This window comes from Halorussus sp. AFM4 (assembly GCF_051194995.1).
Lineage (GTDB): Archaea > Halobacteriota > Halobacteria > Halobacteriales > Haladaptataceae > Halorussus.
In genome coordinates this window covers 254,910-278,177 of record NZ_JBNTJT010000001.1, presented here as the reverse complement: position 1 = coordinate 278,177, position 23,268 = coordinate 254,910, and the positions used below count along the sequence as shown (strand labels likewise).

The following is a 23,268-nucleotide window of genomic DNA, read 5'->3' as shown; positions in this document are numbered from 1 at the left end:
CAATCGGAGTCGGCGGGCCGCGTCCTCAGTCGTCGGCCGTCAGGCTCTCGACCATCTCGGTCACGTACTCGGTCTCGTCCCGGTTCACGCCGTGGCCCATCCCCTCGTAGATGCGCTCCTCGACGTCGCCGTCGAGGTCCTCGAACACGTCGCGGGTCTCGTGGACCCGTTCGAGGGGGATGTGGGGGTCGCTGTCGCTGCACCCGAGGAACACCGGCGTCCCGTCCAGGCTGCCGTCGTAGTCCCGCGGGGTCCCGTCCGGTCCGATGACCCCGCCGCTGAGCGCGGCCAGGCCGCCGTACTTCCGGGCGTTGCGGGCGACGAACTCGCTGGAGAGGCAGGCGCCCTGCGAAAACCCGACGAACATCGTCTTCTCGGCCGGGACCCCGGCCTCCTCGATGCGCTCGCGCAGGTCGCCGAGCCAGTTCAGCGCCGACGAGAGGCTGGGCTCGTTGTCCTCGATGGGCGCCATGAACGAGTTGGGATACCAGGTCCGGCCGCGGGCCTGGGGCGCGAGGTAGGCGACGCCCTCGGCGTCGAACTCGCCGGCCATCTGGAGGATGCTCTGGGCGGTGGCGCCCCGGCCGTGGACGAACACGACCGCGGCGTCGGCGTCGTCGAGGTCCGGGCCGGCGGTGACGACCTCCTGGCCGGCGTGGGGGTCGTCGTGGCCCGCGTGGGGATTGCGTCCCGCCATCAGACGCCCTCCGGGGGTTCGACGAACTCGCTTCCGGGCTCCTCCTCGTCGACGCCGAAGCCCGGCCCCTCGGTGCAGATCTCGATGGTCAGGCCGTCGGGGTCCGAGAGGTAGATGCTCTCGAAGTAGGTGCGGTCGCGGACGTCCGAGACTCGGACGCCCTGCTCGCGCAGGTACGACTGCCACTCTCGCAGCGTCTCCCCGTCTTCGACGCCCATCGCGAAGTGGTGGGACGCGCCCGGGCCGGGCGACCCCCGCGACCCGGGGTACTCGAAGTAGGAGACGACGGTGCCCGGTTCGCCCTCGGGCGTCGGCGAGAAGTAGTAGTGGGGCGTGCCGGGGTCGTCGTAGTTCTCGGTCATCTTGACCGTGTGGAAGCCCAGCACCTCCTCGTAGAACTCCCGCGTGCGGTCCATGTCGGTGCAGATGTTCGTGACGTGGTTGATGTTCACGAGCTCGGGGCGCTCGGTCTGGCTCATACCGACTGTTGTCCGAGCGCGGCCTTCAGCCTTGCCGGACGGAGTGGTAAGCTGGTGACGCGCCCGTCACCGACCTCTCACAGATGCGGCATCTCGTGGCCCCTTCACAGAGCCAGGATCTCGCGGGCCTCGTCGGGCGTCGCGGGGTCGCGCCCCAGCGTCCGGGCCAGGTCGGCGGTCCGGGCGACCAGCTGTGCGTTGCTCTCGGCGAGCTCGCCCTTCCGGTAGTAGGCGTTGTCCTCCAGCCCGACCCGGACGTGCCCGCCGAGCAGGATGCCCATCGTGGTGAGCGGGAGCTGGTGCGGGCCGAACCCCAGCGTGTTGAACAGCGCGCCCGCCGGCAGGTTGTCGGCGGCGTTCAGCAGGTTGCGGGGCGACGGCGGCGACGTGGTGCCCCCGCCGAAGATGAGCGTCGCGTACACCGGTTCCGCGAGGTCGCGCCGCTCCAGCAGCCCCCGGACCTCGTTGAGGTGGCCGTCGTTGAACACCTCCAGCTCGGGCTTGATGCCGCGCTCGGCCATCTCGTCGTACAGCGAGTCGACCATCGCCCGGGTGTTCTCGCTGGTCAGATGCTCGTAGCGATTCAGCGGTCCCATGTCGAGGCTGGCCATGTCGGGCGCCGGGTCGGTCCGGAGCGACTGCCGGCGGGCCTCGAGGGGCGCGGCGGTCCCGCCGGTCGAGTGCTGGACCACCAGGTCGGTCCGCGAGCGCACCTCGTCGGTGATGGCCTGGAAGCGCTCGCGGTCGAACGACCGCTCGCCGTTCGGCCGCCGGGCGTGGAGATGGACCACGGCCGCGCCGGCTTCCTCGCACTCGGCGGCGGCCCGACCGATCTCCGCGGGGGTCTCGGGCAGGTTCGGGTTGGCCTCCTTCCCCTGGACCCCGCCGGTGAGCGCGGCCGTGATGACGACGGGGTCGCCGTCGAGGTAGTCCTGATAGGTCATCCGCGGTCGCCTCCGGTATCGGACGCGCCGCCGGTGTTCCCCGCACCGCTTTCGCCTCCCGCGTCGAACTCCGCCTCGGCCCCCTCGCCCGGTGACGCGGCGGGCAACCCCTCTGCGTCGCGGTAGAACTCGCAGTCGGTCTCGGGGTCGAGGCCGTACCGCAGGTTGCAGACGTCGGCCCGCATCGCCTGGACGAACGTGTCGGCGGCGGTGCAGTACGCCCGGGGTTCCTGAGAACCGGCGCCGTCCGAATCGCCGCCCTCCTCGGAACTGCCCGTCCCTGACAGCGGTCGGTACTCCAGATACTGACACTGGTCGGTCATGGCCGACCCGACGGGGCGTCGGCCTAAAACAGTTCGGCGCGCGGCCGGTCCCGCCGGGGCCGCCGAACGACCTACAAGCCCGACGGTCGAACGTCCGGGCGTGTCACTGGGAATCGGACACTTCGCGGCCGGGGCGGCCGGGGCGCTGTTGTTCCTCATGGTCACGGGCCTGCACAGGAAGACGGCCCAGGACGGGGCCATCGCCATCCTGAGCGGGCTGTGGGCGATGCTGCCCGACATGGGACTGGTGTTGCCCGGCCTGGGCCGGACCGACGGGACGCCGCTGGCCAACGTGTTCTGGTTCCACTACTGGCTCGACACCCACTCGTTCACCGACAGCACCGCGGGGAGCGCGGCCCTGGTCGGCGTGCTCGTCGTCGCGGTGCTGTGGCTGGTCCTGAGCGAGGGCAACGCCGAGCGGGTCGACGCCGCCGAGGAGGGCTGACCGCGGCCGGCGCGCCCTACTCGGCCAGGTCGCCCGGCCCGTAGACCAGCGGACGCCCCGTGATCTCGACGGTCTCGCCGTCGACGAACGACGCGGCCGGGCTCGCGAGGAACCGCACCAGGTCGGCGACCTCGTCGGGGGTCCCCACGTTCCGGGCGGCCTTCGACCGGTCGACGTCGCGCTCGATGCCGAACGTCTCCCGCACCTTCTCGGTGCCGACGAACCCGGGCGCGACCGCGTTGAGCCGGACGTCGGCGTCGGCCCACTCGGCGGCCAGCGCCCGCGTGAGCGCCGAGACGCCCGACTTCGCCGCGCTGTAGGGGACCATCCCCGGCACGCCGTACTCGCCGGCCATGCTGCCGATGTTGACGACCGCGCCGCCCGACTCCTTCAGGGGCTCGGCGAACGCCCGCGTCGCGTTGTACGTCCCGGTGAGGTTGACGTCCACCACCTGGTGCCAGTCCTCGGGCGTCACGTCGTCGAAGGGCTCGCCGCCCGCGCCGCCGGCGTTGTTCACGAGCACGTCCACGCCTCCGAACTCCGTGAGGGCGGCGTCCGCGAGCGCCTCGACGTCCTCGCGGACGGTCACGTCGCACTCGACGGGGTGGACCCGGCCGGGCCGGTCACTCTCGGCGACGGCGTCGGCGACGGCCTCGACGTCCGCCAGCGTCCGGGAGCAGGCCACGACGTCGGCCCCGTCGGCCGCGAACAGTTCGGTTATGGCTCGGCCGATACCGCTCGACCCGCCGGTCACGACGGCCGTGCGGTCGTTCAGCGAGAATCGGTCCAGGTCCCGCGGAGTCGTCGCGTTGTCGGTCACGGTCGGTCGTAGCGCCCTGTCCCGTAAGACGCCACTGGCACCTCGCGAACTTACCGCGAATCGCCGCCGGAACGCGATACTATAAGCTGACAGGAACCTCTCGACTTTGCCTCTACTGAACAATACTATTTCCGGGACTCGAACAGGGAGAAGCCAAGAAAGCTCAGAACAGTTCGGATATTGTCGATTCGCGATGACCTATTTCGCTCGACAGTATTGCCCATACAGTTCAAAAGCGTTAAACCCGACGGGCGGTTACGTCGGTACCCATGGACGACGAACACGGCGTTCTGTTCGACGAGTTCGACCTGAACGGGACGACGCTCGAGAACCGGGTCGGGCTGGCGCCGATGACCCGAACGAGCGCGACGACCGACGGACGCGCGACCGACCGGATGAAACGCTACTACGCGAAGTTCGCCCGCGGCGGCTTCTCGTTCCTCGTCACCGAGGGGACGTACCCGGACGAGGCCTACAGCCAGGGGTACCGCAACCAGCCCGGCCTCGCCAACGAGTCGCACGTCGAGGCGTGGCGGACGGTGACCGAGGCCGTCCACGAGGAGGGCGCACCTATCTTTGCGCAGCTCATGCACGCCGGGGCGCTCTCGCAGGGCAACGAGCACGCCGACGAGACGGTCGGTCCGTCCGCCGTGAAACCGAAGGGCGAACAGTTGGAACTCTACGGCGGGAGCGGGGAATTTGCCGTTCCGAAGGAGATGACGAAGGACGAGATGGCCGACGCCCGACGGGGGTTCGCCCGAGCGGCCGAGCGCGCCGAGGCGGCCGGGTTCGACGGCGTCGAGATCCACGGCGCGAACGGCTACCTCCTCGACCAGTTCCTGACGGAGTACACCAACGAGCGCGACGACGAGTACGGCGGCTCCGTCGAGAACCGGATTCGGTACCCCGCCGAGGTGGTCGAGGCGGTCCGGGACGCGGTCCCCGAGGAGTTCACCGTCGGAGTCCGGATTTCCCAGAGCAAGGTCAACGACCCCGACTACCGCTGGTCGGGCGGCGAAGACGACGCCGAAGTCGTCTTCCGCGCGCTCGATTCGGCCGGCGTCGACTTCGTCCACGTGACCGAGGAGGACGTCACCGCCCCGGCGTTCGGCTCGGGGCCGACGCTGGCGGAGCTGGCCGACGAGTACACCACCGTTCCCGTGGTCGCCAACGGTAATCTCGGCGACCCCGACGCGGCGGCGCGGGTCGTCGAGTCCCACGGGGCAGACCTCGTGGCGCAGGCGACGAGCGCGCTCGCGAACCCAGACTGGCCGACCCGCGTCGCGGAGGGACGCGACCCCGAGGAGTTCGACTTCCAGGAGATCCTCCAACCCGACGCGACGCTCAGCGAGTCGGAGGTCCCGCCCGAATCGGCGGTTCCGGCCGAGTCGGAGTGAGCTGCGTGAATCCACAGAACGATGACAGCTAGGTACAACGCCGGATTCGAACGCACGTTCCGCGAGGACGAACTGACGTTCGGCGCCATCTTCCCGCTCGAGGGCTACGAGGGCGCGACCGCCTCGATGGAGGACCAGGTCGAGCGCGCTCGGCTGGCCGAGGAGCTGGGGTTCGACGCGCTCTGGTTCCGCGACGTGCCGCTGCTCGACCCGAGCTTCGGCGACGCGGGCCAGATATACGACCCGTGGGTCTACCTGAGCCACATCGCGGCCCACACCGACGACGTCGCGCTGGCGACCGGGGCCATCGTCCTCCCGCTGCGCCACCCGCTCCACGTGGCCAAGGCCGCGGCCTCGGTCGACCGGCTGTCGGGCGGCCGGCTCGTCCTCGGGGTGGCCAGCGGCGACCGCCCGGCGGAGTACGACGCGTTCGGCGTCGACCGCGAGACCCGCGGCGAGCGGTTCCGCGAGCACTTCCGGGTGCTCAACACGGTCCTGGAGGAGGAGTTCCCGGAGGTCGAGTCGGAGTTCGGCGCGATGAACGGGGAGGTCGACCTGATCCCCAAGCCGACCGCCGACGGGCTCCCGATGCCGGTGACCGGCCACGCCCGCCAGGACGAGGACTGGCTGGCCGAGCACGCCGACGCCTGGATGTACTACACGCAGGACCTCGACTCGCAGGCCGAGGTCGTCGACCGCTGGCGCGACCTGACCGCCGAGCATGCACCGGGTGAGTTCAAGCCGTTCGGCCAGGCGACCTACGTCGACCTGACCGAAGACCCGACGACGCCGCCCTCCGAGATCCATCAGGGCTTCCGCACCGGGCGGGAGTGGCTTGTCGACTACATCGAGCGACTCGAGGACATCGGGGTGAACCACCTGCTGTTCAACCTCAAGTACAGCGAGCGCCCCGTCGACGAGGTGCTGCGGGAGCTCGGGAACGAGGTCGTCCCGCAGTTCCGGTAGCGGCCGGCTCGACGCCGTAAACCGCTGTCCCGGACGCGGACTCCTCCGCACGTGTCTCGTTCTATAACTCGACAGTCCGCAAATCATCTGCAAACCGCACGTCGCCGTCGTACACCGCCTCGATGGCGTTCAGCATCTCCTCGTGGCGGCCCTCGGTGTGGGGGTAGAGGTGGGTCAGGAACACCCGGCCGATGTCGGCGCCCGACTCCGCCAGCGCCTCGCCGAGCTGGGTCGGCGTCGGGTGGTTGTCCACGTCCACGTCGTCGGGGAACGAGCAGTCGTGGGCCAGCGCGTCGCAGCCGTCGGCGAAGTTCGGGAGGCCGGCGAACGCCTCGCTGTCGCCGCTGTACGTGAAGGTGTCGTCGAACCGGTAGGCCAGGCACGGCACCGAGTGGCGGGTCTCGTACCCCTCGACGTCGAAGCCGGCCACCTCGAACTCGTGGGCGCCGACCTCCCGGACCCGGAGGTCGACCCGGCCCTCCAGGTAGTCGAACACGTCGAGCAGGTCGTCGACCAGCGCCTTCGTGCCCGACGGGCCGACGACCTCGAGGTGCTCCTCGCCCGCGAGCCACCGCGCCTTCAGCAGCGGGAGGAGGTCGGCCACGTGGTCGAGGTGGTGGTGGGTCAACAGGACCGTCGAGACGCTCTCGTAGCCGATTCCCGACTGCTGGAGGCGGTGGAGCACGCCGCTCCCGCAGTCGACCAGCACGCGCCGGTCGGTCGCCTCGCTGCCGACGACGATGCCGGTCTGGTAGCGCTCGCCGGTCGGCATCGCGCTGCCCGTGCCGAGGAACGTGACCTGCATGTTCGACTCCCGGGGACCGAGGGGGTTAATCGCTTCGGGCGCGGCGACCATCGCCAGCTATTCGGGGGCCGCCGACACATCGGCGCCCGAACGTGCCCTCCGCGTCCCCGCTCTGGACCGTCAGTCGCTCGTCGCGCTCGGCGCCGGCGCGTACCTCCTGTACGGCGGCCTGACGCGCTACCGCCAGCGGAAGCGCAGCACGGCAGTTCGGCCTCCGGCGAGTTTCGGCGGACCTCGCCCTCGCGGCGGTCGGGCCTGGCTACTCCTCGCTGCGTTCGTCCTCGTCGACTGAGTTCGGAGGGGATTTATAAGCTTACGGAGTACGGGCCAGGTGTCTCCACCCCGACGGAGCGAGTTCGTCGCCCGGATATACACTTCCACCGTGTGGTAAATGTTTAAATGAAATAGGGTCCGGTCCTGGTTCGAGCGTCGACTCAAGTTGAACCGACCGGTCCCGGGCGAGAGGAATACGGGGCAGACGTCGGGGTCGGCGCTCCGAGGCGGCCAGTTTCACTTTCGCTCCGGTGACCAAACCGTCTTAAGTACCCGGCCCCAACGGACCGCCAGCATGGGAGCGCGCGAGCTACTGGCGCGCGGGGAGTTCGACTTCGACGCGGCGTCGGTCGCGCTGGACGACGCCGACGTCCTCGAATCGCTGGAGCCGGCGGTCAGGGAGTGGTGGGTCGACCAGTTCGGCGAGCACGTCCCCGACAACGGGGGATTCTTCACGCCGCCCCAGAAGGAGGCCATCCCGCTCATCCACGAGGGGGAAAACGCCCTCATCGCCTCGCCGACCGGCAGCGGGAAGACGCTCAGCTCGTTCACCGCCATCCTGAACGAGCTGTTCCGGCGGGAGCGCGAGCGGCCCGACGGCCTCGACAACTCGGTGTACTGCCTCTACGTCTCGCCGCTGAAGTCGCTGGCCAACGACATCCACCGGAACCTGGCCGAGCCCCTGGCGGGCATCGCGGCCCGGATGGACGGCGAGCCGTCGGTCCGCCACGCCATCCGGCACGGCGACACCGACGACGCCGAACGCCGGAAGATGTTGGAGGAGACGCCCCACATCCTCAACACGACGCCCGAGACGCTGGCCATCCTGCTCAACTCGCCGAAGTTCAAGGAGAAGTTAGAGACCGTCGAGTACGTCGTCGTCGACGAGATCCACAGCCTCGCCGACGGCAAGCGGGGCACCCACCTCGCGGTGAGCCTCGAGCGGCTCGAGAACATGGTCGAGACGTCGCCGACCCGCATCGGCTGCTCGGCGACGGTCGAGCCCCTGGAGGAGATCGCCGACTTCCTCGCGGGCTGCGAGGGCGGGGAGGTCCGGGACCGCGAGATCGTCGACACCCGGTTCGTCCGGGAGTTCGACGTCGAGCTCCAGTGCCCGACAGACGACCTCATCGGCACGTCCCGCGAGGTGGTCAACGAGCGGTTCTACGACCAGCTCCACGACCTCGTCTCCGAGCACACCAACACCCTCGTGTTCACGAACACCCGGTCGGGCGCCGAGCGCGTGCTCCACAACCTCCGGGAGCGCTACGAGGACTACGACGAGGACAACTCGGGCTGTCACCACGGCAGCCTCTCGAAGGAGGCCCGCCAGTCCATCGAGGAGGACCTCAAGGCGGGGTCGCTCGACGTGGTGACGACCTCCACCAGCCTGGAGCTGGGCATCGACATGCCTCACGTCGACCTGGTGGTCCAGGTCGGCTCGCCCAAGTCGGTGGCCTCGCTGCTCCAGCGGGTCGGCCGGGCGGGCCACCAGCTCGGCGAGACGGTCACCGGCCGGGTCATCGCCCTGGACCGCGACGAGCTGGTCGAGTGCGCCGTGATGCTCAAGAAGGCCGAGGAGGGGTTCGTCGACCGGGTGTTCGTCCCCGAGGAGGCCTACGACGTGGCGGTCCAGCACGTCTACGGCATGGCCATCAACGACGTCCGACCGGAGCGGGAGGTACGCGAGACGCTGCGGCGGGCCTACCCCTACCGCAATTTCTCGGACGAGCAGTTCGAGACCCTGTTCCGGTACCTGACCTCGGACTACGAGGGGCTGGAGGACAAGAACGTCTACGCCAAGATCTGGCGCGACGAGAACGACCCGCCCGAGGGAGAGTACCACTACCCCGACTACGAGGTCGGCGAGCCCCTGATCGGCAAGCGGGGCCGGCTCGCCCGGGTCATCTACATGACCAACATCGGGACGATCCCGGACTCGTTCACCTGCGACGTGTTCACCCGCGCGGACAACGAGTGGGTCGGCGACCTCGACGAGTCGTACCTCGACACCCTGGAGAAGGGCGACGTGTTCGTCCTCGGCGGCCAGAACTTCGAGTTCCGGTACCGCCGCGGGTCGAAGGTGTACGCCGACCGGACGAGCGCCCGGCCGACCGTCCCGTCGTGGTTCTCCGAGCGCCTGCCGCTCTCCTACGACCTCGGCAGGTCCATCCTGGAGTTCCAGGGCGAGCTCGTCGAGCGGTTCCGGAAGCGGGGCAAGCGCGCGGTCCGGGTGTGGCTCCGGGAGTTCCCGCTGGACGAGAACAGCGTCCGGGCCATCGCCCGGATGTTCGACGAGCAGCTCCGGTACGCCGGCCCCGAGAGCGTCAGCACCGACCGCCGGCTCGCGGTCGAGGTCGAGCTCGACCGCGACGAGTACGAGCGCCACTACTACGTCCACTCGAACTACGGCCGGCAGTTCAACGACGGCCTCTCGCGACTGGTCGCCTACCGGTGCGCCAACGCCGCCAACACCAACGTCTCGGTCGCGGTCGCCGACCACGGGTTCACGGTGTCGATGCCCCTGAACCGGAAGGTCGACGTGGCCGAGATCATCCGGGACATCGACCCCGAGGACGTCCGCAGCGACCTCCGGGCCGCGCTCGACGGCACCGAGCTCCTCCAGCGGTACTTCCGCATCAACGCCACCCGGTCGCTGATGATCCTCAAGCGCTACAAGGGCTACGAGAAGTCCGCCAGCGAGCAGCAGGTCTCCAGCGAGATGCTGCTCGGGTTCGCCCAGGACCTCGAGGAGTTCGCGGTCGTCGAGGAGACCTACCGCGAGATCATCGAGGACAAGCTGGCCGTCTCGGCCATCGAGGACGTGCTGGCCGACGTGCAGGCCGGCGAGGTGTCGGTGGTCGCCAACCGGGTCGACGTGCCGACGCCCAAGGCGTTCGGGCTCGCCACGCTGATGGCCAGCGACGTGGTGCTGGCCGAGGACGAGAGCGCCGTCCTCCGGGAGTTCCACGACCGGGTGCTCGAGGAGATCGGCGGCGAGTACGAGCGCCCGACCGGCACGTCGGCGGTCCAGTAGCGTGGCCGGTCCACCGCGGGCGCCTCCGCCTCCACGACGGCACGGTGCCAGACGCCTCTCCGGAACGGTTTGGCCGCGCACGTCGGGGAGAGGTCGGCCGCGCTCGTTCGGGGGAAATTGCCCGCGCTCGTCCGGGAGGCTCCCCCGACGACTGTCGGCTCCGCGACCGCCCGCCGGTGTCCGGATATTTATAAGAGGCCGACGTGATTGGTACGGTCGATGGGTGAGACGACGGACGTCGACGTCGAGGAGCTCTCGCCGATGGCGTGGCGGCTGCTCCGGGTCGCGGCGGGCTACGAGCAGCGGGCCATCGAGCGCGAGGTCGACGAGCTGGTCCAGGCCCACGTCTCGATGCTCGAGAGTGGAACCCGGGCGCTCTCGCCGTCCCGCCGCCGGCTGCTGCTCGAGCTCTACGCCGAGGAGCTCGACGACGACCAGCTCCGCGCCATCGCCGACCACTTCTGACGTCGTGGTGTTCGATACCACCCGAATCGGAAGATATTAATCGGTACATACCCCTACGAGTGTGTGTATCAATGATACAGCCGTCCTCCGAGCGCGGGCGCATCGTCGTCTTCCTGATCGCACTCCTCGGGACCGGGGTCATCGCGGCGGCCCCGACCCCCGACGGGCTCTCGGTCAGGGGGCAGTTCGCGCTCGCCACGATGTTCTTCGCGGGGCTGCTCTGGGTGACCGGCGCGTTCCCGCTCGCGGTGACCGCGCTCTCGATACCGGTACTGCTGACCGCCTTCGGGGTGTACGCCGACCTCGACGAGGCGCTCGTCGGCTTCGCCGACCACCTCATCTTCCTGTTCATCGCCGGGTTCATGCTGGCGAACGCGCTCCAGAAGTACGACATCGACCGCCGGATCGCGCTGTGGATGATGTCGGCGATGGGCTCGTCGCCCCGCCGGCTCGTGCTGTCGGTCATGCTGGCGACCGCGTTCCTCTCGATGTGGGTGTCGAACACGGCGACCACGGCCATGATGACCCCCATCGCACTGGGCGTGCTCACCCAGGTCATCGGCCGCGAGGGCGTCCAGGCGGCCGCCGCGACCGCGGACGCAGTCGACTCCGACGTGGCCGCCGACGGCGCCGGCGCGGCGGCGACCGCCGACGTCGCCGACGGCGAGTTCTCCAACATCCAGGTGTCGATGCTGCTGGGCACCGCCTACGCCGCGAGCGTCGGCGGGGTCGGCACGCTCATCGGGACGCCGCCGAACGCGGTGCTGGCCTCCCAGCTCAACCAGATGCTGGGCTACGAGATCGGGTTCGCCCAGTGGCTGCTCATCGGCCTGCCCATCGTCGTCGTCACGCTCCCCATCGTCTGGTACATGCTCACCTACGTCCTCTACCCGCCGCGGGTCGAGGACGTCAGCGACGCCCGCGAGGAGGCCAGCCGGTACCTCGCGGAGGAGGGTCCGCTCGACCCGCGGGGCAAGCGCGTCGCGGTCATCTTCACCGCCACCGCGGTGCTGTGGGTGGTGGGCGGCCTCGGCGACTTCATCGCGCCCCACCTCCCCGACGCGTGGGCGGTGACGCTGTTCGGCGGCGAGGGGACCAGCGTCTTCGGCATCGAGGGCCACCAGGGGCTGCTCTACTACGTGATGGTCGGCCTGATGTCCATCCCGGCCCTGGTGCTGGCCGACACGATGGAGTGGGACGAGCTCGCCGACATCGACTGGGGGACCATCCTGCTGTTCGGCGGCGGCATCGCGCTCGCCGACGCGCTGGCCGCTACCGGCGCGACCAAGTGGATCGCCGACACCGTCTTCGGGTCGCTGACGGGCGCGCCCATCCTGCTGGTCGTCGCTGTCGTGGTCCTGCTGGTCATCTTCCTGACCGAGATGACCTCGAACACCGCCACCGCGACCATCATCGTCCCCATCCTCATCAGCATCGGGGGCGTGTTCGCCGCCACGCTCGGTCTCACCGACGTGGCGGCCGCGGTCTTCCTCTCGGTGTCGGGCGCCATCGCCGCGAGCTTCGCGTTCGCGCTCCCGGTGGCGACGCCGCCGAACGCCATCGTCTTCGGCAGCGGCTACCTCAAGCAGAGCCAGATGATGCGGGCCGGCGTCGTGCTCAACGTCCTGATGACGCTGGTGCTCACCGGGTTCATCTGGCTGCTGTTCGAGTTCGTCTGGCCCCACATCCTCTGGTAGCCGGTCCAGACACCCCTTCCGATTCGCCGCGCCGACCGTCGCCGCAGTCTCCGTTCCCGCTCTCGCTGCGGGCGGTGGGCTTATAGATTCGCGTCGCCTGGACCCCTCATGCCGAAACAGTACCGGTCACCGACCGACGGGGCGCCGAGACGGGACCGATCGCGCAGGTCGCGCCCCGACGAACCGGTCGCCCTCCGCGACGCCCGGTGTCGGTTCGTCGTCGACTTCCTCCGGTGGACCAACCAGCGCTCGCCGGTCCACGTCACCGAGCTCGTCGACGAGTTCCTGGTCGGTGAGATGGACGACCTCCCGCGGGAGGAGCGACCGGCCGTCCGCCGGGACGTCTACCACTCGTTCTCTCGGCACTGCCTGCCCGAGTTGGAGGCCGCCGGACTCGTGTTCTACGACCGGTTGCCCGACACGGTGTCGCTCCGGTGAGCCGCGGCCCCGGACCGTCGCTCATCCCTCCACCAGCAGCGTGTCGAGCGCGTCGGGCACCACCAGCACGTCGCTGCCCGGTTCGACCGCGTCCTCGACCGACTTCCGGGCGTGCATCCGGCAGTCCTCGACGATCTCCGGGCGCTCGCTGTTCGTCACGTAGCAGTCGTACGCCCGGAGGACCCGGGCCACGACGAACGCCCGCTGGGCGCCCGGGTCGTACCCTTTCGCATCTCCTCGTAGAGCGCGTTGGCGCTCTCGGGCCCGCGGAGCCGCTCGTAGAACCGCTGCTCGCCCGTGCCCTCGCCGGCGCCCTCCTGCAGGCGAGCGGGGACGACGATGCGGCCGCCGGTGCGTGGGTGACGTTCAGGCAGAAGTCGAGGCCGACGAGGTCGCCGGCCCGGTCGATCGTCTCGCGGAACGGGTTGCCCTCGGCCCGGCCCAGCCGGACGCCCTCCTGCGAGAGCATCCCCGGGCCGTGGGTGTAGCCGATGAGCGACTCGCCGCCCGCGCCGATCGCGACCGTCTTCGCGCCGCCCGAGAACCCGGCGTACTGGTGGGGTTCGACCATCCCGGTCGAGACCACCGCGTCGGCCTCGGCCACGGTCGGCGTGCTCGCCCAGCGCCGCCCGGAGCTCGTCGTCGGACTCGGCCTCCACCGGCCGATGACCGACGACGAGCGCGATCCGGTCGCGCTCGACGCCGGCCGCGCGGAGTTCGCCGACCAGCGCGTCCACCAGCACGTCGTCGGGGGTCGCTCTGGTCACGTCGGTCACGACGATCGCTACGTCGTCGTCGGCGTCGACCCGGTCCCGAGGTCGCCGGGGACTACTCCGTCACGTCCTCGAGAGAGGCCTCGAGCGACTCGATGCTCTTCGCGATCTCCCGGACCATCGCCGTCTGCTGCTCGTTGGCGGCCGCGATGCCCTCGACCGCGTCCGAGACCTCGCCGGCCTGGTCGACGACCGTGTCGGTCATGCTGGCGATCTCCTCGGCGCTCGCGGCCTGCTCCTCGGTGGTCTCGGCGATCTGGGAGACGCCGTCGTCGGTCCGCTGGACGGCCGCCACGATGGCCCGCTGGTTCTCGACGACGGACTCGACGTCGTCGGCGGCCTCGTCGAGCCGCCGGTCGTTGGCCTCGATCTTCTCGACGGTGTCGTGGGTCGTCTCGCGGACCTCCTCGACGATGGCCTCTATCTCGTCGGCCCGCTCCTTCGAGCGCTCGGCGAGCCCCTTGATCTCGTTGGCGACCACGGTGAACCCGGAGCCGTCGGCGCGGGCGGCCTCGATGTTGGCGTTCAAGGCGAGCAGGTTGGTCTGGTCGGCGATGTCGTCGATGACCTCGACCACCTCGCCGATGTCGGTCACGCGCTCCTCCAGCTCCCGGGCGTCGGCCACCACGTCCTCGGACTCGGAGGCCACGGTGTCGACGGTGTCGAGCGTGCGCTCGGCGCTCTCGACCGACTCCTCGGCGGCCGTCTTGGCCTCGGTGCTCTGGGTGCTCACCTCGTCGGCGCTCGACGCGATCTCCTCGACCGTGGCGCTCATCGACGACACCTCCGACTGGACCTCGCGGAGGTTGTCGGCCTGTTCGCCCGCGAGGTCGCTGACCCGCTGGGAGTTCTCGGAGACGTCGGCGGTCGACTCCCGCAGTTCGCCGACCGCGGACTCGACCTCGTCGGTCATCCGGGCCTGGAGATCCCGCATCGTCTCGCGCTGTTCGATGAGCTCGGTGACGCGGTTGAGGACCTCCACCGCGCCCACGACCGCCCCGGAGGGCGCGGTGACGGGGACGCCGAACGCCCGGGCGTGGGCCCGCTCGCCGTCGGCCGTCTCCGCGGACCGGATCTCCTCCTCGCGGACGACCTCGCCCGTCCGGACCACGGTCTCGGCCAGCGTCTCGTCCTGTCCCTCGGTGCCGAAGACGTCGTAGGCGTGCTCCCCGACGACCTCCTCGGCGGGGTACCCCGTCATCTCCTCGGCGCCCCGGTTCCACTGCACGATGTTCCCGCCGTCGTCGACGAGGAAGGCGGGCTCGGGGAGGTGCTCGACTAGCTGCTCGAACGCGTGTCGCCAGAACTCGCCGGCGTCGGTCTCGGTCTCCGGACCGACCCGCCCAACTGCGTCGTTGATAGCCATCTGTATCGTTCCCTGCCATCGTTTCGAGGAGGGGTACTTATCGTATTCGAAGACAGAGGACGTCGCGGCCTGATTACGTAAGGGAACGGCGGAGAAACGTTCCGGAGACGATCGTCGAGTCCGGCGCCGGGCTAAATATCCACCGCGAAGCCGTCGCGTCCCGCCGACTCGGCGGCGAACGCCGCCAGCAGGTCGGCCGCGGCGTCGAGGTCGTCGGTGTCGATGACCTCGACCGGCGTGTGCATGTAGCGGTTCGGCAGGCCGACGTTGAGCGACGGGATGCCGCCCTGCGAGGTGTAGAAGGCGTCGGCGTCGGTGCCGGTCGAGCGCCCGGAAGCCTGTAGCTGGACCGGCAGGTCCTCGTTCGCGGCGGCCCGGCGGGCGGTCCGGACCACCTCGGGGTGGTTCGACGAGCCGCGGGCGATCACCGGCCCGCCGCCGAGTTCGACCTCGCCGTGCTGGTCCTTCTCGTCGGCGAGGTCGGGCGAGTCGACCGCGTGGGTCACGTCGACCGCGACGGCGGCGTCGACCGGGAGGTCGAACCCGACCATCTTCGCGCCCTGCTTGCCCAGCTCCTCCTGGACGGTGCTGACCGCGTAGACGGTGGCCTCGACGTCGGCCTCGGCCGCGCGCCGGGCCGCCTCGGCGGCCACCCAGATGCCCACGCGGTTGTCCATCCCGCGGGCCGCCATCCGGGTGCCCTGGAGTTCGCGGACCGGCGTGTCGAAGGTGATGGGGTCGCCGACGTCGACGAGTTCGCGGGCCTCGGCCTCGGACTCGACGCCGATGTCGACGTGCTGCTCGGCGACGTCCTCGACCTCGTCGTCCTCCGTGTCCCGGAGGTGGATGGCGGTCTGGCCGACCACGCCCGGGATCGCACCGTCGTCGGTGTGGATCTCGACGTGCTGGCCCTTCGTGACCGTGCGGTCGGCGCCGCCGACCCGCGAGAGCCGGACGAAGCCGTCCTCGTCGACGCCGTTGACCATTAGCCCGATCTCGTCGGCGTGCCCGGCGAACGCGACGGCGGGGTCGCCGCCCTCGATCACGGCGACCGCGTTGCCGTACTCGTCGGTCCGGACCTCGTCGGCGAACTCCGAGACGTAGTCGACCCAGACCCGCTGGACGTCGGCCTCGAACCCCGACGGACTCGGCGTCGTCAGCAGGCCCTCGAGGAACTCCCTGTTCGACTGGTTCATACCGGGAGAAGCGGCCACGCGTTAATGAACCATTCTACTTCGGTCCGGGGCGGCCTCGGCGGTACGTCGGCGGGCTTCGGCTCCTAGCGGCTAGGGGACGGCCTGCCGAGAGTTCGTCCGCCCCAACCGCTAAGTTCGCGCTCGGCGAACCACCGTGACATGGGAATCCTCGAGATCCACTTCCACGACTCGGAGTTCAGCTGGTCGGTGAACCCCGGCGGTGGCCGGGAGCGGTCGCTCTCGTTCGGCACCGGCGACCGGGCCGGGACGACCGACGGCGGGACGTCGGGACGGTCCGGCCGCGGCGGGTCGACCGGCCGCCCCAGCATGGGACCGAAACTGCGGTCGGCCGCGGTGGTGGCGCTGGTCGTCGCCGGGGGTATCGCGTTCAACCGCATCCGGTCCCGACGGGCGCGCGAGGCGGTCGAACGGGAGGCGGCCGAGCAGGAGTCGAGCGGACCGTTCTCGCTGCTCCGGTCCCGGTAGTCGTCGACTCGGCCGGCCGGGGGTCGGTCGGGAGCGCCGGTCGGGAGGGCCCGACCCGACGGCGACGAGACTGGTCGACGAACCGGACGGTCGCCCACACACTTTTCGCCCGGTACGTCGAAGGGACGGTGTCATGTCCGAGAGTACCTACTCCGTGTATCTCGTCCAGCGACACGGCGAACAGGGCGGTCAGCGCGAAGTGACCTCCCCGGTGCGCGGTCACAGCCTGGAGTTCTACGACACCGGCGTGTGGCTCGACCGCGAGACGGGCCGCAACTTCTTCCCGTACCGGCAGATCCGGACCATCCGGGAGCACCCCGAGGGCGAGGCGGGCGCGGCCGACCGGGAGCCCTCGGACCTCCAGGCGGGCGACACCGGTGCGGAAGAGGAGATGCTGGAGGAGTAACTACACGGTCCGCGTCAGGGCCTGAGGCCGACGACCTCGCGGTCGAGGACGTCGGCGTAGCCCGAGAACGACAGCTTCAGCGCCGGCACGCCGGGGAACGTCAGGGTCTGGAGCGCCAGCATGGGCCGGTCGGCGTCGGCGCCGAGCCGCCGGAGCGCCGCCTCGACCGCGTCGTAGAGCTTGGCGGTCTCCTCGACCTCGAGGTCCGAGCAGACCCCGGCGACCCGGGTGGGTAGCTCGGCGACGACTTCCCCGTCCTCCACGACCGCCCAGCCGCCGCCCATCTCGGCGACGTGCTCGGCCGCGGTCCGGGCGTCCTCGTCGTTCGTCCCGACCGCGAGGAGGCCGGTGGTCTCCCAGACCAGGGTGGTCGCGACCGCGCCCGAGTCCAGGCCGAGCCCGGTGACGAAGCCGGTGAAGCTCGGCTTGTCCGCCGGGTCGCGGCCGGCGGCGTCGTCCCGCGGGTTCCGGTCAAGCAGGGTCGCCTTCAGGACGTCGGCCTCGGGGTCGGCGAGGAGTTCGCCGTCCGCGACCCGCGGGGCGACGGTCGTCTCGCCCGTGACCAGCCCCTGGCGGTGCTCGATGGCCCGGACCGCGCCGTCGCCGTCGGCGGCGTCGGCCGGGACCCGGAACCGGTCGGGGTCGGTCGGGACGTTCACCGAGTCGTAGAAGCGGTCGGGGTACTCGTGGCTCCGGGGCGCGACCTTCGACTCGCCCTTGTTGAAGACCACCTCGCCGCCGCTGACGACGGTGGTGACGGTGACCTCGTCGAGGTCGTCGATGAGCACTACGTCGGCGACGCTGCCCGGCGATAGCGAGCCGACGCCCTCCTCGGCGAGCCCGAAGTGGCGGGCGGGGTTGAGCGTCGCCATCCGGATGGCGTCGGCGGGGTCGACGCCCTCCTCGATGGCCCGCCGGACCACCGCGTCCATGTCGCCCTCGTCGATGAGCTCGCGGGGCCACATCCCGTCGGTCGACAGCGAGAGCTCCGCGGTCGGCACCTCGGAGTAGGCGTCGCCGATGGCCGCGACGTCGTCGCGGATCGAGCCGTAGCGCCCGACGGTGTGGATGCCGTTCTCGACGCGCTCGACGACGTCCTCGCCCGAGATGGCCTCGTGGTCGTCGTCGATGACGGAGGCGAACGCCGCGAGCTTCTCGCCCGAGCAGCCGGCGGCGTGGCCCGTGACGGTCTTGTCCTCCTCGGCGGCGCGCTCGTAGAGCAGTTCCGCCGGGGTGTCCCGGCCGACGGCGTGGATCCAGTCGGTCTCGCCGACGCCCACGACCCGGTCGTCGGCCAGCAGGTCCGCGAGGGCGTCGGCCTCCTCGTCGTCGGCCCGCCGGGGCTCGAAGGTGTCGAGCAGCGGCTGGGGCGGGACGACCGCCCGGACCCGGACCGGCAGGTAGGCGGTCGCCGCGAGGAACTGCTCGACGCCCTCGGCGCCGAACGCCGGGCCGTAGCCCGTGACCTCCGAGACGACGGTGGTGGTGCCGCCCTCGATCAGGTAGTGGTAGGCGTTCTCGAACGTCTGGTGGAGGTCGAGGTGGGTGTGGGCGTCGACGAACCCGGGCGCCACGACGCGGTCCGTCGCGGTGATGACCCGGGTGTCCTCGCCGATCACGGGGTCGGCGTCCTCGGGGAGCGCGGCGACCCGGTCGTCGACCACGACGACGTCGCGGGACTGGAACTCCCCCTTCTCGGGCAGGCAGACCCGGCCGCCGGTGATGACCAGGTCGGCGGTCGCCTCGCCGAGCGCGACCGCCTGGAGGTCGTTCACGCCGTCACCTCCCAGACCACGACGCCGCCCCGCTCGCGGGGCTCGACCTCGCCGCGCTCGTCGAGCACGTCGAGGTGGCCGACCGCCTCGCTCATCCCCGAGAAGTACTCGGTCGCGGGCAGGTCGTCGAACAGGTCGTTCATCACCTCGACCGCGGTGGTCGGGCCCTCGGCGACGATCTCCTTCACGTTCCCGGTGCGCTCCTCGTGGGCGGCCAGCACCTCGTCGATGCGCTCGCTCGGGCGGTCGATCACCTCGCGGTGGCCCGGCAGGAAGCGGTCGAAGTCCCGCTCGCGGAGGTCGGCCAGCGAGCGGTTGAACGCCGGGAGGACGCGGGGACGCTCGCCGCCGTCGGACCGGCGGCCCGCCGAGGACCGCGAACCGGTGGTTCGCTCACCGCCCTCCTCGGCGGGGGGCTGGAGCAGGGGATTGGGCGTGATGTCGGGCAGCACCTGGTCGCCGACGACCGCCCACTCCTCGCCGTCGTCGGTCTCGTAGGTGTAAATGGTCTCGCCGGGGGCGTGGCCAGCCACCGCCTCGGCGGTCACGTCGACGCCGGCGACCTCGACTGCGTCGCCGTCCTCGACGACCTCGTCGGTCTCGACGCCGGGCGCGACCCGGAGGAACGACTCGGGGAGGTCGGTGACGGTCTCGGCGGTCGAGCGGGCCATCCCGTGGCGCTCGAAGAACTCCACGAAGTACGACTGCTCGTAGTCGAGGCGGGCCTCGAAGTCGGCGATGATCTCGGCGGTGGTCGGACTCGCGACGACCCGGGCGCCCGCCTCGCGGAGCCGGCTCGCCAGCCCGAAGTGGTCGGGGTGCGGGTGGGTCACCAGCACCTGCTCGACGTCGGTCGGGGCGAGTTCGCGGGCCTCGAGGCCGTCGAGCAGCGCCGCCCACGCCTCCTCGCTCCCCGGTCCGGGATCGACCAGCGTCCGCCCGGCGATGTAGGCGTTGACGGGGCCGATCTGGAACGGCGTCGGTATCGAGAGCCGCCTGAACATACGCCCACTGTGGCCGCCGCCCGATAAACAGTTTGTGACACGGACTGCCGCGGCGACGGCCCGCCGCGAATCGCGGCGGGGAGCGCGGTCCGCGGCCCGGACGAGGGCAAGAGCTATATCTGTCCTCGCCGTAGGAACACAATGGTGTGCGAACGATGAACAAGCACTTCGAAGACGCCTGGTACTACGCCCGACGTGCCGGCGGCCACCTCGCCCGCGGCCTGCGTGAGGAGCTCCGACCGGCCGAGCGACGACTCCGGAAGGCGACCGGCCGCGAGCGCGAGGAGCAGACCCGAACCGAGCGGTGGCGCACCGAACTGAAGCGGACCGAGGACGCGGCCGCGACCCGGGCGCGACGAGCACTCCGTGCGGCGCGGCGGCGAGTGTGAACCCGCCGGGGTCGTCCCGTTCTGCCGGTCTCTTTTCCGACCGTAAAGTAAGCCTTAAGTCCCGGAAGGCGAAACCTTGAGACGCCCGGGTCGGTAGTCTAGTCCGGTTATGACAGCTCCTTCACACGGAGCAGGTCGGCGGTTCGAATCCGCCCCGACCCATTTCTTAACCTCACGCTCATCAAGGTATGAGTTGCACCGCTGTCTTGCGATTTGGTCGGCGGCGTCATCGAGTTATGACCCGATTGGCGGTTGTTTTTGTCTGAACCCTATATCGGCGTGCGATTCAAGAGAAGTCTTCCACTGGACGAGAAACATCTTCGGGGTATTCGCCTCTCTCCCCTATTGGAATCGTCCTATAGTGCTATCGTAGACTGACGAACTTGTATTGTTCAACACAAAGTATTTAGTATTTTACTACTTTATTATTACTATGACAGGCATCGGAAAATTCGTCGGTGGAATAGTGAGCCTCTACTTCCTATTTGACTTTTTCTTCTGGAACGGTGGCTTAGTGAATCCGAGTATATTACACAGAATGGCAAACGCCGTTTTTCTCACACCCTTTTGATAGAGTCAGTTCGATTCCCTATTACCTCTAAACAATCCATGACGTTCCTATCGTCTCCGTCCCCACTCGCTTCGGAGTTTCTTGTAACAAAACCGTTCGTCTGACGAAATGCTAAGTGCGTTCAGTCGTCTTGTTTTAGACGGCGACGCAGTCGCTCAGACACCATGTCATCAACCACGGCCTCGCTGGGGAACTGTCCGGAGTGTGGGGCGGAGATCGCCGCCGCGTCGAAGCTGATCGAGTACGAGAGAACCGACGGAACGACGGGCGTCTATGCAGAGTGTGACCAGTGTCGAACGGTCGTCACACCGAAATAGAGCCTCTCCGATCGGCCACAATCCGCCCGTCTTTTACTGAATCGGTTGCGACGCGACGAGCCGAGCACGTTTCCGGAACACCTACTGGACGCCCGAAAGCCCGAAACCGCCGGCGCCCGTTTCTCCGCGGAACCATGACCGACGACGCCGCTTCCGAGACGGGCGAGGCACACATCGACGACAGCGTGCTCGACCGGACCGCCGACCGGTTCGACGTCGACGCCGGGACCATCGCGGACGCGCTGGTCGTGCTCCACGCCGACCTGATCGGCCGCCACTCCGCGTTCGAGACCGACCACGAGTACGCGACCGTCGACGACACGAGGGCGTACCGAGTTCCCGAATCCACGTGGGACGATTTACGCGAGGAGTTCGACTTCGAGGACCGCGTCGGCGACGCGGTCGAGTTCGCACACACCGAGCAGGCGAAACTGGTGTTCGCCGAGGCCCACGACGCCGACGAGCGCTTCGAGGAGGACGACCGCGGCGTCGTCGCCGGGATCGACACCGCAGAGGACTTCTAGGCCGACGCGGGGACGGCCGGGCGTCTCCCCGGTCCCGGAGTCGCAGTCCGATTCCGGCGACCGGTCGATGCTGAGCGGGGACCGCTCTCCGGCGGGGTTCGGTCGGCGGTACGGCGACTGCGGGTCGCCGTCACTGCGCCCGCTCCATGCAGGCCTCGTGAGCGGTCTCGCCGTTCTCGTCCGGTCCCCGTCGCTGCCCCGGGCGGATGGGCTCGCCGCAGATCGCACAGCGCAGCTCTACGTCCTCGCTCTCGCTCTCGCGTTTGCTCTCGATGTCGATCGTCTCCGCCAGTTCGTCGGCCGTCTCCGCCAGCTCGTCGGCGCCGGTCGTCGAACTGTACCCCAGCGCGAGCGCGCCGACGCCGGCGAGTGCTCCCGTCGCTCGCTTCCCCTTCCGGAGCGAAGCGATGGCTACGACCGCCAGCGCGGCGGCGAGGAGTGTGCGGGCGAGTCGGCCGCGGCTATCGACGCTGTCTCGGAGGTCCATACGTGGAAGTCGGGCCGCGAGTCCTTGTATCTCACCCCCGACGCGTCGGGGTCGGACGCAGTCCTCCGGCTCGGAGCCGAAAACGCGGATAGAATCGCGGAGCGGTCGGCCGCCAGCGCTACAGCGACCGCTTGGGGACGATCTCGGGATCCGGCGTGTAGGTCACCGCGGCGTCGACCTCGAACACGTCGGCCAGCAGCTCCTCGGTGACGACCTCGCGCGGCGGGCCCCAGTCGTAGGGCTCGCCGTCGTTCAGCGCGACCAGGTAGTCGGCGAACCGGGCGGCCTGCGCGATGTCGTGGAGCACGACCGCGACCGTGACGCCCTCCTCCTCGTTGAGCTTCTTGACGACCTCCATCACCGCGAGCTGGTGGTGGAGGTCGAGGAAGGTCGTCGGCTCGTCGAGCAGCAGCACGTCGGTGTCCTGGGCGAGCACCATCGCGATCCACGCAAGCTGCTTCTGGCCGCCGCTGAGGTTGCCGACCTCCTCGTCGCGGAGGTGGTCGACGCCCGCGAGGTCGATGGCGCGCTCGACCGCCTCGCGGTCCTCGTCGCTCACCGAGTCGAAGAACCCGCGGTGGGGGTACCGGCCGTGGTACACGAGGTCCTCGACGGTGATGCTGCCGGGCGAGCTGTTCTCCTGGGAGAGCAGGCCGAGCTCCCGCGCGAGCTCCTTGTCGCCGTACTCCTGGATGGCGCGGCCGTCGAGCACGACCGACCCCCGGTCGGGTTCGAGGTGCTTCGAGAGCCCCTTGAGCAGCGTGCTCTTGCCCGAGCCGTTCGGGCCGACCAGCGCGGTGATCTCGCCCTCGGGGACGTCGATGCGGTCGCACTCGACGACCGGCTCCTCGGACGTGGGGTAGCTCAGCTCGAGGTCCTCGGCGTGGAGGACGCTCGACGGTCCCGACCCCTCTCCGGGCCGGCCGTCGCCGAGGACTCGGCTGTTCGCTCGCTTCTCGGCCGTGTCGTCGTCCGATTCAGAGTGCGCGGACATCGAGTATCACCAGTGTAGTCGCCCCGGCCGGCATCGTCAGCCGTCATTTTAGGTGGTCCTAAACATAAGATTTTGCTTTCGGGCACGCGCCGTCGGTCCCGCCGGGACGACGGTCAGCCCCCGTCCGCGCGGCGACGTCGCGGGTACCGAGCGTTCAGTTCGCTCCGGTCGGATATATATTACTCATAGAAAAT

General features: G+C 69.7%; 25 protein-coding genes, 1 tRNA gene and 1 pseudogene. 13 read left to right on the top strand and 14 right to left on the bottom strand.

Annotation, left to right across the window (positions count from 1 at the left end; translation table 11 throughout):
- Positions 1 to 25: 25 nt before the first annotated feature.
- The 4 genes from ACQUQF_RS01380 to ACQUQF_RS01365 all read right to left on the bottom strand — a co-directional run bounded on the left by ACQUQF_RS01380 (position 26) and on the right by ACQUQF_RS01365 (position 2,443).
- Entirely contained in the window at positions 26 to 697 is a 672-nt protein-coding gene (locus ACQUQF_RS01380) for an alpha/beta hydrolase (RefSeq protein ID WP_435174976.1), read from the bottom strand.
- Positions 697 to 1,176: a VOC family protein gene (locus ACQUQF_RS01375; protein ID WP_435174974.1), complete on the bottom strand. Its 480-nt coding sequence runs from the start codon at positions 1,174 to 1,176 to the stop codon at positions 697 to 699. The genes ACQUQF_RS01380 and ACQUQF_RS01375 overlap by 1 nt, the downstream gene beginning before the upstream one ends.
- A gap of 104 nt (positions 1,177 to 1,280) precedes the next feature.
- On the bottom strand, positions 1,281 to 2,120 hold the full coding sequence (locus ACQUQF_RS01370; RefSeq protein ID WP_435174972.1) for a 3-keto-5-aminohexanoate cleavage protein: 840 nt from the start codon (positions 2,118 to 2,120) through the stop codon (positions 1,281 to 1,283).
- Positions 2,117 to 2,443 (bottom strand): hypothetical protein, encoded by a 327-nt coding sequence (locus tag ACQUQF_RS01365; RefSeq protein WP_435174970.1) that lies wholly within the window; start codon positions 2,441 to 2,443, stop codon positions 2,117 to 2,119. The genes ACQUQF_RS01370 and ACQUQF_RS01365 overlap by 4 nt, the downstream gene beginning before the upstream one ends.
- Before the next feature lie 100 nt (positions 2,444 to 2,543).
- Between ACQUQF_RS01365 and ACQUQF_RS01360 the strand changes: the two genes are divergently transcribed.
- Positions 2,544 to 2,888, top strand: coding sequence for a hypothetical protein (locus tag ACQUQF_RS01360; protein ID WP_435174968.1), 345 nt, complete (start codon positions 2,544 to 2,546; stop codon positions 2,886 to 2,888).
- Positions 2,889 to 2,904: 16 nt separating this feature from the next.
- On the opposite strand, the gene ACQUQF_RS01355 is transcribed toward ACQUQF_RS01360, so the two are convergent.
- Positions 2,905 to 3,708 carry an SDR family NAD(P)-dependent oxidoreductase gene (locus ACQUQF_RS01355; RefSeq protein ID WP_435174965.1) on the bottom strand — a complete coding sequence of 268 codons (804 nt, stop codon included), beginning with the start codon at positions 3,706 to 3,708 and terminating at the stop codon, positions 2,905 to 2,907.
- A gap of 269 nt (positions 3,709 to 3,977) precedes the next feature.
- On the opposite strand from ACQUQF_RS01355, the gene ACQUQF_RS01350 reads away from it, so the two are divergent.
- Both ACQUQF_RS01350 and ACQUQF_RS01345 read left to right on the top strand, forming a co-directional pair.
- Positions 3,978 to 5,105 carry an NADH:flavin oxidoreductase gene (locus ACQUQF_RS01350; RefSeq protein WP_435174962.1) on the top strand — a complete coding sequence of 376 codons (1,128 nt, stop codon included), beginning with the start codon at positions 3,978 to 3,980 and terminating at the stop codon, positions 5,103 to 5,105.
- A gap of 21 nt (positions 5,106 to 5,126) precedes the next feature.
- Positions 5,127 to 6,071 (top strand): LLM class oxidoreductase, encoded by a 945-nt coding sequence (locus tag ACQUQF_RS01345; RefSeq protein WP_435174959.1) that lies wholly within the window; start codon positions 5,127 to 5,129, stop codon positions 6,069 to 6,071.
- Positions 6,072 to 6,132: 61 nt separating this feature from the next.
- On the opposite strand, the gene ACQUQF_RS01340 is transcribed toward ACQUQF_RS01345, so the two are convergent.
- The gene (locus ACQUQF_RS01340; protein ID WP_435174957.1) at positions 6,133 to 6,876 is read right to left on the bottom strand and encodes an MBL fold metallo-hydrolase; all 744 of its coding nucleotides are present in this window, start codon (positions 6,874 to 6,876) and stop codon (positions 6,133 to 6,135) included.
- Positions 6,877 to 7,444: 568 nt separating this feature from the next.
- Here ACQUQF_RS01340 and ACQUQF_RS01335 point away from each other — a divergent pair.
- From ACQUQF_RS01335 to ACQUQF_RS01320, 4 genes are all read left to right on the top strand, one after another.
- Positions 7,445 to 10,186, top strand: a complete 2,742-nt coding sequence (locus tag ACQUQF_RS01335; RefSeq protein WP_435174954.1) for an ATP-dependent helicase — start codon at positions 7,445 to 7,447, stop codon at positions 10,184 to 10,186.
- A 219-nt stretch (positions 10,187 to 10,405) separates the two neighbouring features.
- Positions 10,406 to 10,651, top strand: coding sequence for a hypothetical protein (locus ACQUQF_RS01330; protein ID WP_435174952.1), 246 nt, complete (start codon positions 10,406 to 10,408; stop codon positions 10,649 to 10,651).
- A gap of 71 nt (positions 10,652 to 10,722) precedes the next feature.
- Complete coding sequence (locus tag ACQUQF_RS01325; protein ID WP_435174949.1) at positions 10,723 to 12,348, top strand: SLC13 family permease; 1,626 nt, start codon at positions 10,723 to 10,725, stop codon at positions 12,346 to 12,348.
- 108 nt (positions 12,349 to 12,456) lie between these two features.
- Positions 12,457 to 12,786, top strand: coding sequence for a DUF7344 domain-containing protein (locus ACQUQF_RS01320; protein WP_435174946.1), 330 nt, complete (start codon positions 12,457 to 12,459; stop codon positions 12,784 to 12,786).
- Positions 12,787 to 12,807: 21 nt separating this feature from the next.
- On the opposite strand, the gene ACQUQF_RS01315 is transcribed toward ACQUQF_RS01320, so the two are convergent.
- The 4 genes and pseudogenes from ACQUQF_RS01315 to ACQUQF_RS01300 form a co-directional block, all read right to left on the bottom strand.
- A complete protein-coding gene (locus tag ACQUQF_RS01315; RefSeq protein ID WP_435174943.1) occupies positions 12,808 to 12,978 on the bottom strand; it encodes a hypothetical protein in 171 nt (56 codons plus the stop codon).
- Between the two features lie 322 nt (positions 12,979 to 13,300).
- A pseudogene (locus tag ACQUQF_RS01310) lies at positions 13,301 to 13,553 on the bottom strand (lactate racemase domain-containing protein); the annotation flags it as partial.
- A gap of 61 nt (positions 13,554 to 13,614) precedes the next feature.
- Positions 13,615 to 14,925 carry a methyl-accepting chemotaxis protein gene (locus tag ACQUQF_RS01305; protein ID WP_435174941.1) on the bottom strand — a complete coding sequence of 437 codons (1,311 nt, stop codon included), beginning with the start codon at positions 14,923 to 14,925 and terminating at the stop codon, positions 13,615 to 13,617.
- A gap of 131 nt (positions 14,926 to 15,056) precedes the next feature.
- Positions 15,057 to 16,121 (bottom strand): M20/M25/M40 family metallo-hydrolase, encoded by a 1,065-nt coding sequence (locus tag ACQUQF_RS01300; protein WP_435174938.1) that lies wholly within the window; start codon positions 16,119 to 16,121, stop codon positions 15,057 to 15,059.
- Between the two features lie 159 nt (positions 16,122 to 16,280).
- Between ACQUQF_RS01300 and ACQUQF_RS01295 the strand changes: the two genes are divergently transcribed.
- A complete protein-coding gene (locus tag ACQUQF_RS01295) occupies positions 16,281 to 16,607 on the top strand; it encodes a hypothetical protein (RefSeq protein ID WP_435174936.1) in 327 nt (108 codons plus the stop codon).
- A gap of 133 nt (positions 16,608 to 16,740) precedes the next feature.
- Positions 16,741 to 17,013 (top strand): hypothetical protein, encoded by a 273-nt coding sequence (locus ACQUQF_RS01290; RefSeq protein WP_435174933.1) that lies wholly within the window; start codon positions 16,741 to 16,743, stop codon positions 17,011 to 17,013.
- Between the two features lie 14 nt (positions 17,014 to 17,027).
- Here the strand turns inward: ACQUQF_RS01290 and ACQUQF_RS01285 are convergent, their stop codons facing one another.
- Together ACQUQF_RS01285 and ACQUQF_RS01280 are read right to left on the bottom strand one after the other, a co-directional pair.
- Entirely contained in the window at positions 17,028 to 18,788 is a 1,761-nt protein-coding gene (locus ACQUQF_RS01285; protein ID WP_435174931.1) for an adenine deaminase C-terminal domain-containing protein, read from the bottom strand.
- Positions 18,785 to 19,792, bottom strand: coding sequence for an MBL fold metallo-hydrolase (locus tag ACQUQF_RS01280; protein WP_435174929.1), 1,008 nt, complete (start codon positions 19,790 to 19,792; stop codon positions 18,785 to 18,787). Before ACQUQF_RS01280 ends, ACQUQF_RS01285 begins: the two co-directional genes overlap by 4 nt.
- 155 nt (positions 19,793 to 19,947) lie before the next feature.
- Here ACQUQF_RS01280 and ACQUQF_RS01275 point away from each other — a divergent pair, with 155 nt between their 5' ends.
- From ACQUQF_RS01275 to ACQUQF_RS01260, 4 genes are all read left to right on the top strand, one after another.
- The gene (locus ACQUQF_RS01275; protein WP_435177579.1) at positions 19,948 to 20,181 is read left to right on the top strand and encodes a DUF7553 family protein; all 234 of its coding nucleotides are present in this window, start codon (positions 19,948 to 19,950) and stop codon (positions 20,179 to 20,181) included.
- A gap of 87 nt (positions 20,182 to 20,268) precedes the next feature.
- Positions 20,269 to 20,343, top strand: a tRNA-Val gene (locus tag ACQUQF_RS01270).
- Between the two features lie 573 nt (positions 20,344 to 20,916).
- Entirely contained in the window at positions 20,917 to 21,069 is a 153-nt protein-coding gene (locus tag ACQUQF_RS01265; protein WP_435174926.1) for a hypothetical protein, read from the top strand.
- Between the two features lie 134 nt (positions 21,070 to 21,203).
- Positions 21,204 to 21,593, top strand: a complete 390-nt coding sequence (locus tag ACQUQF_RS01260; RefSeq protein ID WP_435174924.1) for a hypothetical protein — start codon at positions 21,204 to 21,206, stop codon at positions 21,591 to 21,593.
- Between the two features lie 130 nt (positions 21,594 to 21,723).
- Here the strand turns inward: ACQUQF_RS01260 and ACQUQF_RS01255 are convergent, their stop codons facing one another.
- Both ACQUQF_RS01255 and ACQUQF_RS01250 read right to left on the bottom strand, forming a co-directional pair.
- Positions 21,724 to 22,080, bottom strand: a complete 357-nt coding sequence (locus ACQUQF_RS01255) for a YgaP family membrane protein (RefSeq protein WP_435174922.1) — start codon at positions 22,078 to 22,080, stop codon at positions 21,724 to 21,726.
- 118 nt (positions 22,081 to 22,198) lie between these two features.
- Positions 22,199 to 23,074, bottom strand: a complete 876-nt coding sequence (locus tag ACQUQF_RS01250) for an ABC transporter ATP-binding protein (RefSeq protein WP_435174919.1) — start codon at positions 23,072 to 23,074, stop codon at positions 22,199 to 22,201.
- Between the last annotated feature and the right edge of the window lie 194 nt (positions 23,075 to 23,268).

Coding starts and splice junctions, on each gene's coding strand:
- ACQUQF_RS01275 (WP_435177579.1), top strand. CDS start 19,948: ATGAACAAGCACTTCGAAGACGCCTGGTACTACGCCCGACGTGCCGGC.
- ACQUQF_RS01300 (WP_435174938.1), bottom strand. CDS start 16,121: ATGAACCAGTCGAACAGGGAGTTCCTCGAGGGCCTGCTGACGACGCCG.
- ACQUQF_RS01255 (WP_435174922.1), bottom strand. CDS start 22,080: ATGGACCTCCGAGACAGCGTCGATAGCCGCGGCCGACTCGCCCGCACA.
- ACQUQF_RS01365 (WP_435174970.1), bottom strand. CDS start 2,443: ATGACCGACCAGTGTCAGTATCTGGAGTACCGACCGCTGTCAGGGACG.
- ACQUQF_RS01380 (WP_435174976.1), bottom strand. CDS start 697: ATGGCGGGACGCAATCCCCACGCGGGCCACGACGACCCCCACGCCGGC.
- ACQUQF_RS01305 (WP_435174941.1), bottom strand. CDS start 14,925: ATGGCTATCAACGACGCAGTTGGGCGGGTCGGTCCGGAGACCGAGACC.
- ACQUQF_RS01370 (WP_435174972.1), bottom strand. CDS start 2,120: ATGACCTATCAGGACTACCTCGACGGCGACCCCGTCGTCATCACGGCC.
- ACQUQF_RS01335 (WP_435174954.1), top strand. CDS start 7,445: ATGGGAGCGCGCGAGCTACTGGCGCGCGGGGAGTTCGACTTCGACGCG.
- ACQUQF_RS01340 (WP_435174957.1), bottom strand. CDS start 6,876: ATGCAGGTCACGTTCCTCGGCACGGGCAGCGCGATGCCGACCGGCGAG.
- ACQUQF_RS01290 (WP_435174933.1), top strand. CDS start 16,741: ATGTCCGAGAGTACCTACTCCGTGTATCTCGTCCAGCGACACGGCGAA.
- ACQUQF_RS01295 (WP_435174936.1), top strand. CDS start 16,281: ATGGGAATCCTCGAGATCCACTTCCACGACTCGGAGTTCAGCTGGTCG.
- ACQUQF_RS01345 (WP_435174959.1), top strand. CDS start 5,127: ATGACAGCTAGGTACAACGCCGGATTCGAACGCACGTTCCGCGAGGAC.
- ACQUQF_RS01250 (WP_435174919.1), bottom strand. CDS start 23,074: ATGTCCGCGCACTCTGAATCGGACGACGACACGGCCGAGAAGCGAGCG.
- ACQUQF_RS01350 (WP_435174962.1), top strand. CDS start 3,978: ATGGACGACGAACACGGCGTTCTGTTCGACGAGTTCGACCTGAACGGG.
- ACQUQF_RS01320 (WP_435174946.1), top strand. CDS start 12,457: ATGCCGAAACAGTACCGGTCACCGACCGACGGGGCGCCGAGACGGGAC.
- ACQUQF_RS01265 (WP_435174926.1), top strand. CDS start 20,917: ATGTCATCAACCACGGCCTCGCTGGGGAACTGTCCGGAGTGTGGGGCG.
- ACQUQF_RS01325 (WP_435174949.1), top strand. CDS start 10,723: ATGATACAGCCGTCCTCCGAGCGCGGGCGCATCGTCGTCTTCCTGATC.
- ACQUQF_RS01375 (WP_435174974.1), bottom strand. CDS start 1,176: ATGAGCCAGACCGAGCGCCCCGAGCTCGTGAACATCAACCACGTCACG.
- ACQUQF_RS01330 (WP_435174952.1), top strand. CDS start 10,406: ATGGGTGAGACGACGGACGTCGACGTCGAGGAGCTCTCGCCGATGGCG.
- ACQUQF_RS01280 (WP_435174929.1), bottom strand. CDS start 19,792: ATGTTCAGGCGGCTCTCGATACCGACGCCGTTCCAGATCGGCCCCGTC.
- ACQUQF_RS01260 (WP_435174924.1), top strand. CDS start 21,204: ATGACCGACGACGCCGCTTCCGAGACGGGCGAGGCACACATCGACGAC.